The sequence below is a fragment of the Vibrio sp. 661 genome (genome assembly GCF_033339315.1).
GTDB classification, from domain to species: Bacteria; Pseudomonadota; Gammaproteobacteria; order Enterobacterales; family Vibrionaceae; genus Vibrio; species Vibrio alginolyticus.
In genome coordinates this window covers 858,159-876,820 of the sequence record NZ_JAWOUJ010000002.1, presented here as the reverse complement: position 1 = coordinate 876,820, position 18,662 = coordinate 858,159, and the positions used below count along the sequence as shown (strand labels likewise).

Here is an 18,662-nt window from a genome sequence, read left to right as displayed (position 1 = left end):
CCATTTGATCACATGACAAGATGTGCATCTACCTTAAATTTATGATTTTTATCAAAATCATTAGGGGATTCCTCAGGACGAAGCACTGAATGGACTGGAAAAAAACTTATCAGGTACTATTAAATTAACTGTTCCGACTATATCAGGTGAATTAATTTTTCCTGAGATTATATACGAGTTTAATAATAAGTTTCCTACAATAAAAATAGATATGGATTTGGATAATAAATATTTAGACATCGAAGATAACGGATTTGATTTAGCAGTCAGAACAGGTTCATATCCAGATTCTTCGTTTAATGTGAGAAAGTTGGTTGATGCAAAATGGACTACTTGCTTATCTCCTATGTATATAGCTAAACATGGACTACCAGATTCTCCAAGTGAACTCAATAGGCATAAATGTTTGACGTATTCTTTTCAGGAAGGTGGAGCAAACATTTGGAGTTTTAAAAACGCTAAGAAAAGATATAAAGTTGAGGTCAATAGTACTTTTTCTTCTAACAACTCTTCTGTTTTACGAAATCTTGCTATTTTGGGTAATGGGATAGTATATGTTCCAAGAATTCTTATTTATGACGATATAAAAAATGGGAGTTTAGTTGAAATCTTTAAGTATGATACAGCCAAAGAGATAGGTATATATGCAATTTACCCAAAATCAAGAACTCAATCAGAGAAAGTTGAGTTATTAATTGAACATATATATGAGAAGTTTAATCAAAGAAACTCCCATTTTTAAAACGAGACTCGAAAGTCTCGTTAATATTATATAAAGTAGCTCATTAATGCTGCAACTAAGCCATAAATAGTCATAGGGACGATAGTTCTTTTCAATATATAGCCTTCTTGTCTAGATATTCCTAATATTGTAGACACAGCAATTATGTTATTTATACATATCATATTACCCATAGCTCCTCCGACAGATTGAAGAGCAAGAACTTTTGACTCTTCAAGACCTACATTTATAGCAATACTTTGTTGTATTCCTCCAAATGTTAAGTTTGACACCGTAGCAGAACCAGAGAAAAAAGCTCCTAATGCTCCCAAATATGATGCTAAATATTGCCAGTTTTCTCCAGTAAACTCTGAAAATGCCGTCCCAATAGTCATTATTGGAGATTTACTTCCTCCAAGCATCATCAACTTCACCATTATTAGCGCCCCAACAAGAGCAATAAATGGATACTTGATTCTGTCAGTAGTATCACTGCATATTCTTTTCAAATTGGTTGAAGATATATTAAATATAAATATGGAAATAACAACTACCAAAACGAACGGTATTAAAGCTGGAACGTAAAGCAATTTATATGACCAAGAAGCGCTTGTTCCAAGAATATTGCTAACTTTAATTATAAACGCCTGACTGATGCTTAAATCACCTATCAATCCTAATGATAAATTAAGCATTGATGTATCATCGAGTAATAATTGTTTGATACCAAACTGTTTAACACGAGTAATAATTAGAATAAAGATTAACAATAAAGTAGGAGATATTGCTTTCAAAATCTCAAAATTACTAACAAGATTACTATTTGAAATCCTACTACTTGTATCCGATTGTTTTTCTAATCCTAACTCTTTTTTTGCTATAAAAATTGTTATTAAAAGTCCAATTGCACCTCCAATTAACGCTGGGAACTCATAGTTCCACTGTGCAATATGAAAGTATGGGATAGTACAGGAAAGAGTACTTGCCAATATAAACTTATAGTTTGATTTAATCTTCTCCCAAGGTACAACAAACTTAAGAGCAATTAGAGGGATTATAAATGCAGAAACTAGGTGAATTAATGCAGAAAACTGTGCTGTTTGAATAATATCTTCTTCGGACAATCCTAAGTTTGAAAAACCAAACCAAGTTGGTGTACCTACAGCTCCGAAAGATACTGGAACGGAATTCATCGTCAGTGTAAAAAGAACTACTTTTATTGGAGAAAAACCTAAGCCAACAAGAATAGGTGCTGCTATAGCTGCTGGCGTACCAAACCCAGAAGCCCCCTCTATCATAAAAGCAAAAGCCCAGCCAATTATCATTAGTTGGGCAACCTCATTTCGACTAATGGACTCTAACCAAACCTTAATTGTTCTTTCAGAGCCAGTATAGTAGAGCAACCTATTTAATAATATTGCACCTGCTACTATCGAAATCGGAGTTGTAGCTGATAGCATGCCAGAGACGCTATATGCACTGATTGTGACCATGTCAGTATCAAAGTGAAAAAACTGGATTAGGGCAACCATAAAAGCTGTAAGCGGTAGTGCTATATGTGAAGGTACCGCATTTTTCTTTGTCATCATCCATATCAGAAAAGCAATAGGAATGATGGATATAAGTAGGGATATCATTATTATACTCCGATGCTTAATTTCAATCTTGAAATTAAGCATTCACATTTTGGATTTTTTGTAAGGGGTGTTATCAAAATTTGCTTAAATAAAAGCGTCAAAATAATACCTTAAATGATTCATTACTACATATATGAAATATGGTGTATAGATCTCGGGGAAATTATTTGTGTAATATATTTTCAATTAATTAATAATTGTTAACAATATAAAACCCATATAAATCATATAAGTGCTTAATTATGAAGTCTGAACTTTGAATTTATTGTGTCTAATTAGAAACAGTGTTTTTCTTAAATTTACTATTGATGTTAAAGTTCATATTATTCAATGGATTATCTATGTTTCTAATTGGAAACAGTGTTTTTCTTTTTTATCTCATTCATTTAAGTGGTTGAAAGTTAAGTTATTTGTTTTTTTGTTTGGGCTTGTTGTCTTTAATTTCATTCACTTACAATAGATTTGATTTTCCGAAGAGTTTATATTTCCAAAGCCCTACATAAAGTGAGAAATGATGATGAATAATAAAAAAATAATCGATGAATTTGTATCTATTGTCGGAAATGATAATGTTCTTACTGATTCTAATAAAACCAAATATTTCCGTTCAGGATTTCGTTCTGGACGCGGAAAAGCAATAGCAATTGTTTTTCCAAATTCACTCGTTGAGCAATGGCGAGTAATCCAGGCATGTGTGAATAATAACTGTATTATAATCATGCAAGCTGCTAAAACAGGACTTACAGAAGGCTCTGCTCCTAGTGGAAATGATTATGATAGGGATGTTGTTGTAATAAATATTACAAGAATAAATCAGGTTCAGTTGTTAGATGGCGGCAGGCAAGCATTATGCTTTCCAGGAACAAGTTTGTATTCATTAGAAAAGAAACTTAAATCTGTAAATAGAGCACCACACTCTGTCATCGGTTCATCTACAATCGGAGCAACAGTTATTGGTGGTGTTGCAAACAACTCGGGTGGCGCTTTGGTCAAGCGAGGTCCTGCTTATACAGAGCTTGCAATTTATGGTCAAGTAGATAAACACGGTAAATTGCATCTTGTAAATCATCTCGGCATCGATGGTTTAGGTGATACGCCAGAAGAAATTCTTCGAAATCTTGAGTTAGGTAATTTTGATTCTACTCAGATTCAATATGATGAGAGGATGGCTTCCGACAAGGAATATGATCAACGTGTGCGAGATGTCACTTCAGAGATCCCGTCTAGATTTAATGCTGACGAACGTCGTTTATTCGAGGCAAGTGGTTGTGCTGGTAAAATAGGTGTATTTGCAGTTCGTGTTGATAGTTATCCTGTTCCAGAAAAGGAGCAAGTATTTTACATTGGTACAAATGATCCTTCACAACTGACTAAACTTAGAAGAGACATCTTGACGAATTTTGAAAACTTGCCAGAAATGGCTGAATATATGCATCGAGATATTTTTAATATTGCAGAAAAGTATGGCAAAGACGTATTTTTATCAATCGATTTGCTAGGTACTGATAGATTGCCAAAAATGTTTGCATTGAAAGCTAAAGTTGAGAATATCTTGGAGCGCATTCCATGCGTTAGCAAATATCTTCCCGATGCAGCCATGTATTATGTAAGTAAATTATTTCCTCAGCATCTGCCAGAAAGGATGTTGGATTTCCGTGATAAGTACGAACATCACTTAGTTCTCAAAATGAGTGATGCTGGAATCAGTGAAGCACAAATCTATCTTAGTGAAGTCTGGGGACAAGAGCGAGATTGTGATTTCTTTGTGTGTACACCAGAAGAAGGTAAAAAAGCTTATTTACATCGATTTGCAGCAGCAGGCGCGGCTATACGTTATGAAACGATCCACCGTAAAGATGTAGAGGATATAGTTGCTTTAGATATTGCGTTGAGAAGAAATGACGAAGAATGGTTGGAAAATTTACCCGAAGAGATTAGTAAGAATCTTGTCCACTCGCTGTATTACGGTCATTTTATGTGCCACGTTTTTCATCAAGATTACATTTTCAAAAAGGGTACTGATACAAAATTGATGAAAAAGCTGATGTTAAAACACCTTAATGCGCGGGGAGCAAAATATCCAGCAGAGCATAATGTAGGACATCTGTACGAAGCTGATAACTCACTTCAGAAATTCTATCATGAGCTTGACCCGACCAATACCTTCAATCCTGGTATTGGTAAGATGGAAAAGTACAAGCGCAACTGTAGCTGTTGTGTTTGATAACTCTCCTATTGAAATAGCCACCTTATTAATCTCAGGTGGCTATTTTTTGTCCTTATTTATGACTTTTGTAAAATTTTTTTAGAGTTGTAAGCACTCGTAATCTTTTTCTAGTAATCAAATTATCATTAATGTCTATCTAGTAAAGTAGATGCTTTGTTCATATAAGGAATGATACATTGAAAAATACTATATTAGCGTTGTCTTACCTAGCGATCGTTACTTCGTTAACGGGCTGTAATTCGAGTAGTGAGAAAAACACTGATAAAGATGTTACGCATAAACCCACCGTTAAAAATGTTTTTACTTCTGAGTGCTCAACTACTGTTACGGGAATGACTCCATTGCAGTTCGAAGTTCAAGGTAAAACAGCAATCATCGATGGTGTTTCATGCGATGGTTCAACTTCGGCATTCAATAAGATGTTATCTAAAAATCCATCGGTAAATCGTCTGTATTTGAGGGATATTTCTGGCTCTATTGATGATGATGCTAACTTAAAGCTTGGACGGTTAATTAGAAGCAATAAGATGAAGACGGTTGTGGATGGTAACAGCCATGTAACTTCTGGGGGCGTTGATTTATATCTTGCTGGTGCTTCAAGAAGTTGGTCTGCTGGAGCCAAGCTTGGTGTACATTCATGGAGTGACGGGGTGAAAGATGGTCGTGAGTATCCATCATCACACAGCTCACACGATATTTTCACGTCTTATTATCAAGATATGGGCATTAACTCTGATTTTTACTGGTTCACATTGAACTCAGCTAAGTCAAGCTCCATGCATTACTTGACGCTTGACGAAATTGTTAAGTATGAAATAGTCACAGAGGAATCTAGTTTTTTAGGTATAACAACGGTACCTAAAGAGCTAGCTAAAACTTACTCTTTACAGTTAGGGTTTGACCGCTATACAGAGGTTAAAACTCCAAACGGAAAAAGAATACCGATATTAATCCAAGACGAGCTGACGGATGAACAAATAATTAGAGCAAGGAATGTATTATCGCATTACTTAACCAACTTTGATGGTTCTGAGTATGGGGATAATAAATCAGAAATCGCGAATAAGATGGCAGAAAATAACGCCAAACTATTACTGCTTAATGGCAAAGATGACGGATCTAACCCAGCGGTAAAACTTGATGGCCAACCTCTATACAAGGAGGAAATCCAAGTCGAGGGCGGTAGTTGGTACATCGAACAAAATTATGACCATAGAGATGCTACCTTTGAAGAAATATTGCATCTTGTCCATGACTACGGTATTGGCGTGGATCAAAATGAAAAGTTTATGGGCGCATTACCAGGTTATCAAGCGGAGTTAAGAAGTGCTCAAGTCAACGCTCTTACAGGAAAAATCTGGGGCCTCGGAGAAGATAATCAGGCATGGATACAAGAGCTGACTAAAGAGAACAGCCTGTCTCAAGAATACTATGCTGCTGTTGTTGATTCCTATTATGGCTTGTGGGGAGCTTGGGGACAAAAAGAGATTGCTAGTGTAAGTATCGAAGGAAGTACTGATGTGGCTGATACTGAAACATCCACATTAACTGACCTGTTAGATGCGACAGAACTAGCTCTCCTAGAAGAAAGAAGAAAACATTTAGAAGAGAAATTCAAAGGTGGTATGTGGGGCATTTATACAGCTAAGACAAGAGCAGAAATGTCTACTCTTGATCCGTTGGGCCTAAAAGCTGTACAGAAATTACTTCATCCATACCTTACCTATAATGCAAGAATTTCTAAGAGCTTTGAAGGAACGTTTAGTTTAAAGTTTGACACTAAGTTGCCTTATACACACCACTCACAATATCTGAAGAATATTACACTAGCTGGCAGCAATAATGTAAATGTTATTGTAAATAAACTCGGAAATAAAATTGTTGGTAATAAAGGTAAAAATACAGTTATCTTCTCAGGTGATGAGTCAAATTATACAATTACTAAATTAGGGGATGGAAAATACTCTATTTCTGATAATCGAGATAATGGTGATGGTGTTGTCTTATTAGAAAATATAGAAAAAATAAAATTCACTTCTTCTGAACTAGACCTATAAATAAAAAGCCACCAAATTATGGTGGCTTTTTATTTACTTAACTAACTCAAGGATGAGTTTATAATAGATCGCGTGAAAAATTGTAGATATGATAGCTCTTGTTCTGCCGAAGATGGGCCTGATTTTAATCCTAATTGTGTTATGCAATCAATGTGTAATGCCGCAATAGAACCTGCTACTTGCTCGATAGGTATTATCCAAGAATCTTTTCCAAATACTTTTAATAGTTGATTTTCTACTTCACTTGATAAACAATCTCTGATTAACCTTGAAGCAATTGACCAATCATCACCCATTTTGTAAACCATAGAACGACCTATTCCATTTCGCTTTGACGCCAAGCTAGCCATATTAATGAAAGATTGTTGTGGTAGGCTACTCAGCCAAGCGTCTTTAGTATTCATTTGTGTAAATAATTTTTGAAACAACAGTTTATGCATTTCAATAAAAACACAGAGCTTTCCATTATAGTATCTATAAAATGTACTTTTACTAACATCTGCTTTAGATATTATTTCCAATACAGAGATTTCACAATAATCTTTTACTAATAATAAATCTCGAAAAGCAACTAGAATTCGTTTGCAACTTTTGTTTCTATACATTAGGTTTACTCCTATCTTATTGAATAGGATAGTGTGTTGAAATTTATAGTCAATATTAACATTAACGGTTTGGGACTATTGTTAAAAATAGTCCCAGATCGAACAGTTTGACTCTTTAGTTTCTAGTGTTTTATTTATAAAAGACTAAAATGGCTTCTCAATTACTTTATTGAGGCATTGATAATGGAAAACTTAAGTAAGAATCTGAATGTTGGAATATATATTTACCCTGGTGTTACCATGCTTGATGCATATGCTCCGTTACAAGTTTTAGCTGTAAGTGGATTAGTTAATGTTTTTACTTTTTCAAAAAGTATTCAACCTGTTTCTTCAGATGCGAATGTTATGCTTTTACCTAACTATAGTGTTCATGATCTTCCCCATGTTGATGTATTAATTGTTCCTGGCTCTGCAAACCCGATAGAGCAAATCAGAGACAATGAAGTCATAGATTTTCTGACAAAAATAGGCAGTCATGCAAAGTACATAACATCTGTTTGTACTGGCTCTTTAATCCTAGCAGAAACGGGGTTACTAGATGGTTATAAAGTAACTACTCATTGGGCATACAAAGAAGCTTTAAATAAATATCCTAAATTAACGTATTTAAATCAGAGGGTTGTAAAGGATGGCAATAGGATAAGTGGTGGAGGCATCACATCTGGATTGGATTTTTCTCTGGAACTTTTAGCTGAGTTATCTGGGGATATTAAGTCAGTTGAAAGTCTAGAGTTACTCTTAGAATATGACCCGCAACCCCCTTTTGGCTGTGGTAACCACAATGACGCCAAAGATGAGATGAAGAACTCCGTGCAGAGTTTGGTTAAGTCAATCGCGTACGAAATGTTTAATTAAATTCAATTGATGACATGGTGTCTATGTTGTGCATGAAATTGTTATCATAGGCATCAATAACACTACGATTTAACTCTTGTTTCACATATTTATAAATTTTTAAAATTTGTTTAAATATATTAAAATTTTAATTTTTCTTTAAGCGTGCTTAGATCACAAATATACATAAAGAGATGGATATATGTTGTATTAAATATATAATTTATCTTTATCGCTTTCATTGGGTCACTTTGGTTAGATATCCTTTGGTTTGATAAGGTATATGTAGAGTGAATGCAACCGAACACATTTCAGATTTCTTAAACTGTCTTTCTGACGCAAATATAATTGTTGATAAATATTCTAATATTGTATTTGCAAATACCTATTTTTTTAAATTGTTTGGATTTAATAAAAACGAAATTTTTAATGAAAAATTGGACATTATAATTCCCAGTTACTTTGCTAAACAGCACCATAAAAAAGTTGATGATTTTATATCCAACAAATGTCAAAGTAGAAATATGACTTCTAGAGGAACAATCCTGTGTGTACGTTCAAATGGAGAGTTTTTTAGAGCAAGAATTTCAATAGCAAATATCTACTTTGATGGAATGGACTGTGCGATTGCAACCATTTTTGATGTTACTAGCACTGAGAAACTAATTGAGGATCTTCACGTTAAGGCCTTCAAAGACCCTCTGACTGGGTTATTTAATAGGCACGAATTGGATCGTATTATTAACAAAAGTTCTGATTTGTTGTTCAGTTCTTCTTCATACATAGTGACTTATTTAGATCTTGATGATTTTAAGGTTGTTAACGATACCTATGGACATAATGTGGGAGATTTATTGCTTAAAGGTGTCTCCTCAAGACTTATAGAAAGTGTTCGAGAATGCGATATGTGTTTCCGTGTTGGTGGGGACGAATTTATAATTCTATTTAAGCTAGCGGATTCATATAGAGAAGAATATCAAATAGACGCTATAAGGTGTAAAATTACCAATATATTATCTAAACCTTTCTCTATTGATGGACTTTCATCTGAATTAAATATTGATTTCAGTATGGGAGTTTCTGTATATCCTAAACACAGTTGTCATCTTAATGAAGTTATAAAAAAGGCGGACAAAGATATGTATAAAATAAAGTTTAAAGACAAATAGTTTAAACGTATTTTTATGATTGGTACTGTCCTTATTAAACTTTAACTGGTCGATTTATAACTAAGAGTTTATTATCTATTGACTAGCATAGAAAGCAAGCGCCAAATACCTATCAGTACGACATATGATTAATTTCAAGAAAAGTTCAATTCTGCCCGTCACTCTCATTACAGTTTTTGACCGCTTGTGTAGGGCAGATACTTGGAAAGTGAAGCACTGATCGTTTCGTCAATGTTGATAATCAAGTTCGAATGGTTAGCAGCAAGTCTTTAATACGCCTACAGTTCATGAATTACATCAGGCTAGGATTATCCATTTGTTCTCTTACACTTTCTTAACTTAGCTACGGCGCCGCATTGCTCACTGAACATTATTCATAACGAACGACCACTGTCGTAAGGTTTACGTTGGGTGGTCACATCATCATTTACCGATAGCAATTCGGCCAGGTGCTGCACATTAAATATCAGTCTTTAGTTTGGAGCATTTACTGAATCTTTCTTTTCATTGAACTTGATATTTTTCTACAACTTCTCCTGCTTTATAACTATTAGCCACAAAATGTATCGCTTTGTGTATGTAGCTCTGTGCTAAGGTGTTGTGCTTTCTGTAGAAGCGATGTTAATGCTAACTTTTCCTGCATATCTTTAACGATAACTATAACAGTATACTGTAAGCGTTAGACTAGTATGATCATCTTTAGCACCTCCTAAAAGTCGTTTGATATATTCAAATGGCTACAAACACATACAACCGCGTAGTGATCGTAGGTCGATGAGCTAATTGTTGACTTATTTTTCCACCAAACACGTGTTTGAGGGTCTATGTCGTATAACCAAACTTTTCACAAAGCTAATGACTGTTAACTTAAAAACTCATGTAACTCATAATGTTCCCTACCCAAAGTTATCAGAAGGAGCTTGAAGTGCGTGATTTTTGAAAAAATGACATCATGCAAATCTAATCTCTATCTACTTTCATTAACCTATTGATTACACGTTGATGTTGTATTAAAAATGTTACGCTATAGGAGTATGAAAAGTGGCTAAAAGCTATGTAGAAGGCGTTATACAAAAGAAGGTTTAAAAACCATGGACAAGGTTAATTGGTATAAAAAATCATGTTGATGACAGCTTAATAATTACAGATAGCTATAAAACGACTCAGAATGTTCGTAGATATTTCAAATCTAAATTCGGTGAGAAATTTAAGTTAGCTCGTGAACTCATGAATTGGATTAGCAATGCCAGAGGTTTGACAATGGGGTATGCCTCAGATGAGTGGACTAAACGAAAGAAGTCAAAGTGATTGATATTAAGTTATATTTACTAGGACTTAGTGAGTAATCTATGTGCTGTAGGTTTTTGCTTAGTATCAAGTTTGAAGTGCGACACTTAGAGTAGCTGCTCATAAATATACTCCGTTGGTGTCTTGTAACCAAGCCTTTGGCGTGGTCTGTTATTCAGTTTATACGCTATCTGGCTGCACAGTCTTTGTGTCACAAGAGCCATTGAGGTTTTCTTAGGTAAATATTGGCGTATGAGTCCATTTGTATTCTCATTAGTCCCTCGCTCCCAAGAGTGGTAGGGCGTTGCGAAGTAAAACAAGCATTTATGGTTGTTTTCTATCTCCTGACATTGGTTGAATTCTGTACCATTATCAGCAGTGATAGTTCTAAATGGTAAGTTTGAACGTGTAACGATCTCTGTCATTCTCGCGTTGAGTGATGCAGTTGTTCGGTCATCTAGCTGTCCGATATAGGTGTAGCCAGTCATTCTGTCAACGAGAGTGACAATGCAGTGCTTAGTTCCACGACCGATAACGGTATCTATTTCCCAATGTCCAGGTTCTAGGCGTAACACAGCTTGTTTTGGTCGTTCTGTTATGTGCCTTTTAGCGGCAATTCTCCCCCTGCTATCTTTGGCGTTGTAGCGCTTACGTCTCTGTTTTGGTGATTGACGTAAATGTTTCCAGAGCATGCCTCCGTTGGCTTTATCGGTCCAAATGTGCTGGTAAATAAGCTCATGGCTCATCACTGGATAGCCATGCAAACGGCAATACCCAACGATTTGGTCAGGACTCCAATCGAGCATTATAAGCGCGTCAATAATTTTGAAATCGAGCTTGGTATAGCGCTTGTTACGCCGTGATCGGCTCAACCTGGTTCTAGCTCTTTGTTGCGCTCTAGCAGGCTGATAGGAAGGGTTAGGGCGATAGGCGTTGCATCGAGAGTTGCGTTTAAATTCTCGGTAGATAGTGCTCTTGTGACGCCCTAGCTCTTTAGCGATGTTGACGACACTAATGCCTTGCTTTCTAAGTGCGGACATCATATACCTTTCATTCTCAGTGAGGTGTGTGTAATTCATGGTTTTTCACTTCTTGGCGGGAGTAAAACTTATGAATAGCACATCTCACTGTTTTAAATTTCAGGGGTGTCGCACTTCGTACTTGAATCCAAGTTGTATAACAAGTTGTTACAGAAGGATTCGTAACGCGTGGTATTTTGGGTTTAGTTCAGTGTTTATAGTAGTCAAATTAAGTGTTGTGGTAGCGTGCTTCGCACCTTAATTGGGCGTTAGTTTGTTTCAAAGAATCGTGAAGTATTGAGGAAGATATGAAAGTAGATATTAGGCCTGCCAAGGAAGACGAACTGAAACCTCTCCATTCTTTGGTTATTTCAAATGATGAATGGATGAAGTTCAATGGTCCTTACTTTCCATATTCTCACCCAACATTAGAACAGTTTGAAAGTTCATCATTTCAGCGTTTACTTGCAGGGTTAGACTTACAATTGATCACTGTTAACGATATTCCTGTTGGAACGGTTAGTTACTACTGGGAATGTGAAGAAACGCGTTGGCTTGAAGCTGGTGTAGTTATTTACGATGCACAGTATTGGGGTAAGGGAATTGCTGCGCTTGCTCTACCTTTGTGGGTATCGTACTTGTTCGAAACTAAAGAAATCGAGAGGGTTGGTTTAACTACTTGGTCGGGTAATCCTCGAATGATGTCTTTGGCTTTGAAACTGGGTTTTCAGCAAGAAGCAAGACTTAGAAAAGTTCGTTACTACAAGGGGGAGTACTATGACTCCGTCAAATATGGAGTTTTACGGTCGGAGTGGTCAGAACGCAACTAACACTAAATTAAAGGGTGATTCACAACGCTTGGCGCCGTCACTTTAAGTAGGTTTAGTGTTTATGGCACAATGCTTTAGGTAAAGTGGGCGCGTTTGGAGTTAGAGGTGCATGATAACAATGTCGCAGCGTTTTGGTATGTCCTGCCGCAAGTAATCGATCATAAGTAGTCTTAAAAACAGGGTTACACTGGATGGCTGACATCATTGCAATACACATAACAGTTCTAACTTGAGTCCGACTGTCTTGTATCATGCGCTTTCCTTTGTAACGTCTAACGATAGGTGCAACTCCAATCAAGCTAGAGGCTTGCTTATTCGTGATGTGACTAAGTACTAATTATTGATGCGGCCAGTATTTTACCGACCCCAGGCGCTTTGGAGTAGCTCATTTTTAGTCTGATATTCAAGTGTGGTATCGATGAGCTTTGTGATTTTAGCCTCTATTTTTCAATTTGATTTTTAAGAGCGGTTAAGATGGGTGTGTACAAGTCAGCGACCTTTACGTGCGAATCATATCCGCGTAAACCAAAGCTGATTTTAAGTACATGTTGATTAATTTGACTGCGGACCCATGAGTAAAGGTTAATTCTATTTTACTCGCTTCAGCAATAAGTTGTTCATACCATAGGCGGTGCTGTTTATTAATGTCATCTCTTACTAGTAGCTTTTCTGGATTGTCAACTATTGTATCTAGACCTATAGACTCGATACGCAGATTGTCTGATAGATCAAATAACTACCCCAAAAAGTCCGTCACTTTACGGTCTTTAGTACTACTATTAAGTTGTATGTTTCATACCTCTTTAGTATTGCTAAAATTAACACTCTCAATGTGATTCAATAAGCTAATGAACATAACAAACAATTGTCATATGCGTAAAATATTTTGCAGTATTCTGCTTGCTGGAGGCCATAATGTATCTTCAATTAGGAAGGTTGGGGGTAAACCTTAATGATCTTATTGAGTCTCTTGATCAGCTTGAGACATATGTGTTCATCAAAGATACTAAATCTAGATATATCTATGCGAATAACTTAAGCCTAGAGTTAATGAGAGTCGATAAGAAAAAACTGGGGCAAATAAGAGATTCGGATTTTTTACCAGAGGATACCGTTGAGTTCATAAAACACATCGATGCTAAGGTAATCAAAGGGGAAACGAGTAGGGAAGAGGTATTCATTAATGGTACAGATGGTAAGCAACGGATTTATCTTGAGATGAAATCACCAATTTATAGCTCGGAATCCTCTAATGAAGTTGTTGGTATCTTAGGTATTTCTACTGATATTACAAAGCAAAAGGAACTTGAAAAGAAGGCTCATCAGCAAGCTCGAATGGATGAACTAACCCAGCTGCTCAATAGGCGTGGACTGATAGAAAGTGTACAACGAGACCTAAAGAAGAGGATAAGTGAAAACTCTTTCTCAGCTTTGCTATTTATTGACTTGAACGATTTCAAGCAAATAAATGATGAGCATGGTCATGCAGTAGGCGATCACATATTACGTAAAGTAGGTGAACGTATTAAAAGCAGCGTGAGAGCCTCCGATCTAGTCTCAAGATATGGCGGAGATGAGTTTGTCATATTTCTGGGAAGCGTTGGGAATAGCAATACTGAAGCGGAATACTACACAGAAGATGTGATATTGAGGATTAAGAGTACACTCACTGACCCAATAAATACAGATACATGTAAGGTGCAGGTAGGGACCTCCATAGGTAAGTATATTATTGAAGGAACAGACTTTTCTTTAGAATCAGTGATAACTAAAGCCGACGAGAATATGTACTATGAGAAAAAGCGCGAGTAAAGAAGATTTAGACTGAACTAAAGTGTCGCAATTCATACTCGACTTTACACACCCGCTGGTTAGTCACTGTTAGGTCTGAGTGCCGTTCTGCTAGTAATATAGCTAGAAGCGAGATTGGAGTTTATATCTAACAGATCAACGTCTTAGAGAGATTATAAAACCTAGCTCATAGTCACTTCAGAATCAACTACTTCGAAATAACTCGAGCAGTTTAGTTAGTAGATGGCGTTATTATTTGACCTTGTATCCATCAGACTTTGCCAAACTTGAGTTAGATCACAACTTGCTTAATTAGCACATTCACTAACATATTATTGCAATAAAATCAGTTGCATTTTGGTGTTTTGATGAGAAAGCTAAGTCGATTTGGCTACAGAAAAACTAACAATAAAGCTTATTTATTGAGGCATAATTATTTAGTTACGCCCGCCCATACCTGAACTAGGTTACTAAAAGTATACTAATTGCATTCAACCTTTAGGTAACTAACATATACCACTAAGAACCAATGGCGTAGCGTTCACTTATATATTCACTCTATTTGCGGAGTCACTAATAATGAGTAACGATCCTATCATCAACGCTTATGGGTTACCGTTACTCTCAGAAGGAAAGCTAAGTACGTCTTTGGTAGATAAAGCGGCGATACTGATATAATCCAAAGGTTACTTAGTTCTCGTAGTGAGCATGCAAGATGGATGACTAAGGTGAATTTAATTCGATTGTTCTCTAGTATTACTATGACGTGGTACATAGGTCAAAGCACTGTGGTTTCATGTCATCGAGTGAAACTACAGCTATCTAGTTTCTGGATTGGCGAGGCTGTATGAAAGCAAAAGTTGAAGTTGACGCCAAAGGGCGTAAAAGTGTTGTTGATGCCTGTAAGGAGCCTTGTGCGATAGAAAAAGGTATGCGGATCTTGGGGTCAAAATGGAAAGGCTCAATAATCTACCATCTGAAAGATGGCCCTGTGAGATTTAATGATCTTTCAAGAATGTTGGGCGGTGCAAGTAAGAAGATGGTAGACCAGCGCTTAAAAGAGCTAGAGAGTGAAAATATGGTGATACGCTGCGTACTCAATGAGAAGCCATTAGCCGTAAGTTACGAACTGACTGAGTTTGGCAAAAGTGCTCTAACGATTCTTGAAGAATTGAGAAAATGGTCTGAAAGCAACAATGTACAGCTTAAATAGTTGGAGTAACAATCTCTACTCGAACTGTGTGACAGGGCAACCATATGTGGTTGCCCTGTTCATATTTTGGTCTGGAGACTCAGTAGTCTAGTATCCCACGAATAGGGTAGTGGTTCTCTGGATTTCGAATCCAAGCTAAACCACGTGTCAGCGCCCCTAACTCTGGTCTTACAAATGGGTTGTTTGATAGATCAACCACATGCAAATTACCGTGTTCATTGACGACAAATAGTCCTGGCTCCGCAAAGTTATGGTCGGTTTCGGCTTCAGAGCGTGGTAGCGATATATAAAGTCCCAGAGTCTTCATTTGTTGCTCAGTAAGACCATAGGCGATTGGAAAACTGATATCGAGCTTTTCCAGGTGTTGCTCTAACTGTTGTTTCGAATCCCCAGAGACAGCTAGAATATCCACGCCTGCATCACTAAAGGTCTGTTTATAAGTCTCTATTTCATTGAGATATTTGGTACAAAGTGGGCAATGTTTACCACGATAGACAAACACCGCTTGCCATGTTGCATCGCCTTGAGGCTGGCCTAGCCTGACTTTCTTCCCATCCAGTGTTGTTGCCTCTAATGTAGGGAAAGTGTCACCCGCTTTGAGTTTTTGTGAGTATGCCATCTCAGCTCCTTGGATTTATCTGACGACTGAGTCGTAAAAAGTAAGACAGGATGAGGCGAGTTGCAATTAGTCTACTTTTAGTAACCTAGTTAAGAAACTCAGTACCTGATAAGTAACAACTGGGAACGATCGTTCCACTGCTTTGAATTTGCTTTCGGTTTTGTTCTCACACCACTCATCCAATTTCTCGTGAACAGTGGTGTGAGAACAAAGGGAAATGACCTATTCTGCATCTGCTTTAGCTATCAGCTCGGCCAAGAACTGTTTATAACCTTCAACGGGATGCGCACCAGAAACGCCAGATTCACGGTTAAAAATCACCGTTGGTACGCTTGAAATCCCCATTGTCTGCCATTGCTTCTCTGTAGTACGTATCGCACCGCGTCGCTGAACATCATCTAACCACCACATGCCTTCTTCAGCATCAAGACCCACAGAGGTAAGTTCTTGCTTTAGAACTTCACGGTCAGAGATGTCTTTCTGTTCACTGAAAAAAGCCGTAAACAAACGTATCTTTAGTTCAGTTTGCTTGCCAAAGCCTTTGGCGTAATCAAGTAGAATGTGTGCGTCAAACGTGTTCACCATCTTCATGTCATCAAAGTAGTTAAACTCGAAGCCATGTTCAGCACCGATGCCAGCGATGCGAATACGCGCATTTTTACTTTCTTCTACTGTGCTGCCATATTTGCGTGAAACGTGTTCACGAAGATTTTCACCTTCAGCAGGCATGTCAGGATTCAATTCAAACGGTTGCCACTCGATATCGATGCGATCTTCAATTCCAAGCTCGTTAATCGCAGCTTTTAAATGGTTGTAGCCAATGATGCACCAAGGGCAGACGACATCACTAATGATGTCGATTTTAACTGTGTTGTTCAAAATGGCTCCTTACGCAAAGCACTGTAACCATATGGTAACAGTGCTTTGACTGGCTTTTGATTACTACTTGTTTAGATTAACGCTCGCTAGGGTGCGTCCACGCAAACTTTTGGAATGGCGCATCTGGTTCAGTATGTGCCAATGCGTTGGTGAAGTTTGAGATAAGCTTTGCAGACAACCCCGTCAGAACTTCCAGTGCTTGACGTTTGGTAAAGCCAGCGCCCAGAAATGCTTGCAGTCTTTGATCACCAATATGACCACGGTCATCAAGCAGAGCCTTGGTAAAATCATGCAGTGCTTGCAGTTTTGTATCAGGGATAGCTGTACCTTCACGCAACGCTTCAATCACTTCATCTGGCATTTTGCCCGCTTTCATCATCCAGGTATGACCAGGAACACAGTAATGACAGTTATTTTCAAAGTTTGCGGTCATAAAGACCACTTGCTGCTCTAGTGGGCTTAATGTCGTGTTCTTCATAAACAGATCAAAGGCAGTATTATATGCTTCGTAAGTTGCTGGTGCTTCAGCAAGAACGGCGTGCAGGTTTGGCAGCATACCGAAGCCCTTTTGCGACTGTTCTACCAGCGATTTAGACTCTTCAGGGGCCGTTTCTGCATTGTAGTAAGTAAATTCAGTGCTCATGACAATTTCCTTAGAAGTTGGCGTCTAGGTGGGCTTCAAAGCGAGCGAAGTCGTTTTCAATATCGGCGTTTTTCATGACATCATAGCAAGCGAAAGTAGGCAGTGCAGACATGCCAAAGAAGCGGAAGTTGGCATGCATGTGGAACATCAAGTCATCAACACTACGACCTTGGAATAGGTACTCGCTATCGTCATTAAATGACTCTTCTGGTGCATTGAATGTGAAAGACAGCATGTATTTCGTATTTGTACAAGTGCCGCCAGTGCCGTAATTTTTCTTTGGTTCCTCTGGTGTCCGACCATCAAATGCACATAACGCACCACCCATACCAGCGGTAAATACATCATCCATGTATTTCTTAAAAGACCAAGGGATCGTCATCCAGTTGACTGGTGACTGAAGAATGACTCGGTCTGCCCACTCAAAATGCGCCAGTTGTTCATCAACCACGATGTCGTCTTGCATCGTAACGACGCGAACTTCGTGACCCTTTGATTCTAACTTGGTGCGAGCTTTCTCAACCAAAGCGGCATTTAGCTTACCTTCAGAAAATGGAGATGGCTCGTGCGCGTTAATGACTAGAACGTTACTCATGATAATTAACCCTTTAATGATTGACTGTTTTAGAGAGTGACCAACGATGTTGCTCTCTTGCGGTTTATTATGGTTACCTACATTTCTAGTTCAATTAGTTAACTTTTGGTAACCACCATGAATGTCAATCGAATACAGATTAACTAACTGTTTAATATTATTTTTATTTTTTGCATTGAGGTGGATGAATAGGGCAGTCAAAGTATATCCCAAGCATACCTACTGCCATTATTTGTCTGGTTACCATACAAAACCGAACGAATGGACCTTCGTAGAAATAGTGTATAGGAAGTAAATAATGGAGTTAGCCAAAAGCGATTACGCTTTGCATACCAGTAGTAATATCTGAATTGCTAATGTTAAATTTTTCGAAACTCAACTCTGTCCGATGTTGAACTAATTTCTATGCTAGTTCGGATCTGCCCCATTCGAAGTTACACCTAATTGATTCACTGTATCACCGAGCCGTGATTTGACATACTTTTTCTCATTCTAAAAGTGGTTACTATATTGGTAGAAATTCAATATGTTTGGCT

The 18,662-nt window shown here is 37.4% G+C and carries 15 protein-coding genes and 2 pseudogenes; 9 read left to right on the top strand and 8 right to left on the bottom strand.

Annotation, left to right across the window (positions count from 1 at the left end; genetic code table 11):
• Positions 1 to 67 precede the first annotated feature (67 nt).
• Entirely contained in the window at positions 68 to 742 is a 675-nt protein-coding gene (locus tag R7P69_RS08010; RefSeq protein ID WP_318121551.1) for a substrate binding domain-containing protein, read from the top strand.
• Positions 743 to 768: 26 nt separating this feature from the next.
• Here R7P69_RS08010 and R7P69_RS08005 read toward each other — a convergent pair whose 3' ends face one another.
• Positions 769 to 2,358 carry an L-lactate permease gene (locus tag R7P69_RS08005; protein ID WP_046875422.1) on the bottom strand — a complete coding sequence of 530 codons (1,590 nt, stop codon included), beginning with the start codon at positions 2,356 to 2,358 and terminating at the stop codon, positions 769 to 771.
• Positions 2,359 to 2,875: 517 nt separating this feature from the next.
• Between R7P69_RS08005 and dld the strand changes: the two genes are divergently transcribed.
• Together dld and R7P69_RS07995 are read left to right on the top strand one after the other, a co-directional pair.
• A complete protein-coding gene (dld, locus tag R7P69_RS08000) occupies positions 2,876 to 4,582 on the top strand; it encodes a D-lactate dehydrogenase (protein ID WP_046875480.1) in 1,707 nt (568 codons plus the stop codon).
• A gap of 179 nt (positions 4,583 to 4,761) precedes the next feature.
• The gene (locus R7P69_RS07995; RefSeq protein WP_205408371.1) at positions 4,762 to 6,642 is read left to right on the top strand and encodes a hypothetical protein; all 1,881 of its coding nucleotides are present in this window, start codon (positions 4,762 to 4,764) and stop codon (positions 6,640 to 6,642) included.
• Between the two features lie 41 nt (positions 6,643 to 6,683).
• On the opposite strand, the gene R7P69_RS07990 is transcribed toward R7P69_RS07995, so the two are convergent.
• A complete protein-coding gene (locus tag R7P69_RS07990; protein ID WP_046875423.1) occupies positions 6,684 to 7,247 on the bottom strand; it encodes a TetR/AcrR family transcriptional regulator in 564 nt (187 codons plus the stop codon).
• Positions 7,248 to 7,430: 183 nt separating this feature from the next.
• On the opposite strand from R7P69_RS07990, the gene R7P69_RS07985 reads away from it, so the two are divergent.
• From R7P69_RS07985 to R7P69_RS07975, 3 genes and pseudogenes are all read left to right on the top strand, one after another.
• The gene (locus R7P69_RS07985; protein ID WP_025509978.1) at positions 7,431 to 8,102 is read left to right on the top strand and encodes a DJ-1/PfpI family protein; all 672 of its coding nucleotides are present in this window, start codon (positions 7,431 to 7,433) and stop codon (positions 8,100 to 8,102) included.
• A gap of 269 nt (positions 8,103 to 8,371) precedes the next feature.
• Positions 8,372 to 9,250 carry a sensor domain-containing diguanylate cyclase gene (locus R7P69_RS07980; RefSeq protein WP_046875424.1) on the top strand — a complete coding sequence of 293 codons (879 nt, stop codon included), beginning with the start codon at positions 8,372 to 8,374 and terminating at the stop codon, positions 9,248 to 9,250.
• 1,091 nt (positions 9,251 to 10,341) lie between these two features.
• A pseudogene (locus R7P69_RS07975) lies at positions 10,342 to 10,558 on the top strand (DUF6434 domain-containing protein).
• Positions 10,559 to 10,644: 86 nt separating this feature from the next.
• Here the strand turns inward: R7P69_RS07975 and R7P69_RS07970 are convergent.
• Positions 10,645 to 11,616 carry an IS30 family transposase gene (locus R7P69_RS07970; protein WP_213961293.1) on the bottom strand — a complete coding sequence of 324 codons (972 nt, stop codon included), beginning with the start codon at positions 11,614 to 11,616 and terminating at the stop codon, positions 10,645 to 10,647.
• A 248-nt stretch (positions 11,617 to 11,864) separates the two neighbouring features.
• On the opposite strand from R7P69_RS07970, the gene R7P69_RS07965 reads away from it, so the two are divergent.
• Positions 11,865 to 12,386 carry a GNAT family N-acetyltransferase gene (locus tag R7P69_RS07965; protein ID WP_046875426.1) on the top strand — a complete coding sequence of 174 codons (522 nt, stop codon included), beginning with the start codon at positions 11,865 to 11,867 and terminating at the stop codon, positions 12,384 to 12,386.
• Positions 12,387 to 12,516: 130 nt separating this feature from the next.
• Here R7P69_RS07965 and R7P69_RS07960 read toward each other — a convergent pair.
• A pseudogene (locus R7P69_RS07960) lies at positions 12,517 to 12,865 on the bottom strand (IS110 family transposase); the annotation flags it as partial.
• Between the two features lie 436 nt (positions 12,866 to 13,301).
• Here R7P69_RS07960 and R7P69_RS07955 point away from each other — a divergent pair.
• Together R7P69_RS07955 and R7P69_RS07950 are read left to right on the top strand one after the other, a co-directional pair.
• Positions 13,302 to 14,198, top strand: coding sequence for a GGDEF domain-containing protein (locus R7P69_RS07955; protein WP_046875427.1), 897 nt, complete (start codon positions 13,302 to 13,304; stop codon positions 14,196 to 14,198).
• 826 nt (positions 14,199 to 15,024) lie between these two features.
• Positions 15,025 to 15,390 carry a winged helix-turn-helix transcriptional regulator gene (locus tag R7P69_RS07950; RefSeq protein WP_031501609.1) on the top strand — a complete coding sequence of 122 codons (366 nt, stop codon included), beginning with the start codon at positions 15,025 to 15,027 and terminating at the stop codon, positions 15,388 to 15,390.
• A 79-nt stretch (positions 15,391 to 15,469) separates the two neighbouring features.
• On the opposite strand, the gene R7P69_RS07945 is transcribed toward R7P69_RS07950, so the two are convergent.
• From R7P69_RS07945 to R7P69_RS07930, 4 genes are all read right to left on the bottom strand, one after another.
• Positions 15,470 to 16,009 (bottom strand): peroxiredoxin family protein, encoded by a 540-nt coding sequence (locus tag R7P69_RS07945; RefSeq protein WP_046875428.1) that lies wholly within the window; start codon positions 16,007 to 16,009, stop codon positions 15,470 to 15,472.
• A 222-nt stretch (positions 16,010 to 16,231) separates the two neighbouring features.
• Positions 16,232 to 16,888, bottom strand: coding sequence for a DsbA family oxidoreductase (locus R7P69_RS07940; protein ID WP_046875429.1), 657 nt, complete (start codon positions 16,886 to 16,888; stop codon positions 16,232 to 16,234).
• 76 nt (positions 16,889 to 16,964) lie between these two features.
• Positions 16,965 to 17,531 carry a carboxymuconolactone decarboxylase family protein gene (locus R7P69_RS07935; RefSeq protein ID WP_046875430.1) on the bottom strand — a complete coding sequence of 189 codons (567 nt, stop codon included), beginning with the start codon at positions 17,529 to 17,531 and terminating at the stop codon, positions 16,965 to 16,967.
• A 10-nt stretch (positions 17,532 to 17,541) separates the two neighbouring features.
• Positions 17,542 to 18,126 carry an NAD(P)H-dependent oxidoreductase gene (locus tag R7P69_RS07930; protein ID WP_046875431.1) on the bottom strand — a complete coding sequence of 195 codons (585 nt, stop codon included), beginning with the start codon at positions 18,124 to 18,126 and terminating at the stop codon, positions 17,542 to 17,544.
• Between the last annotated feature and the right edge of the window lie 536 nt (positions 18,127 to 18,662).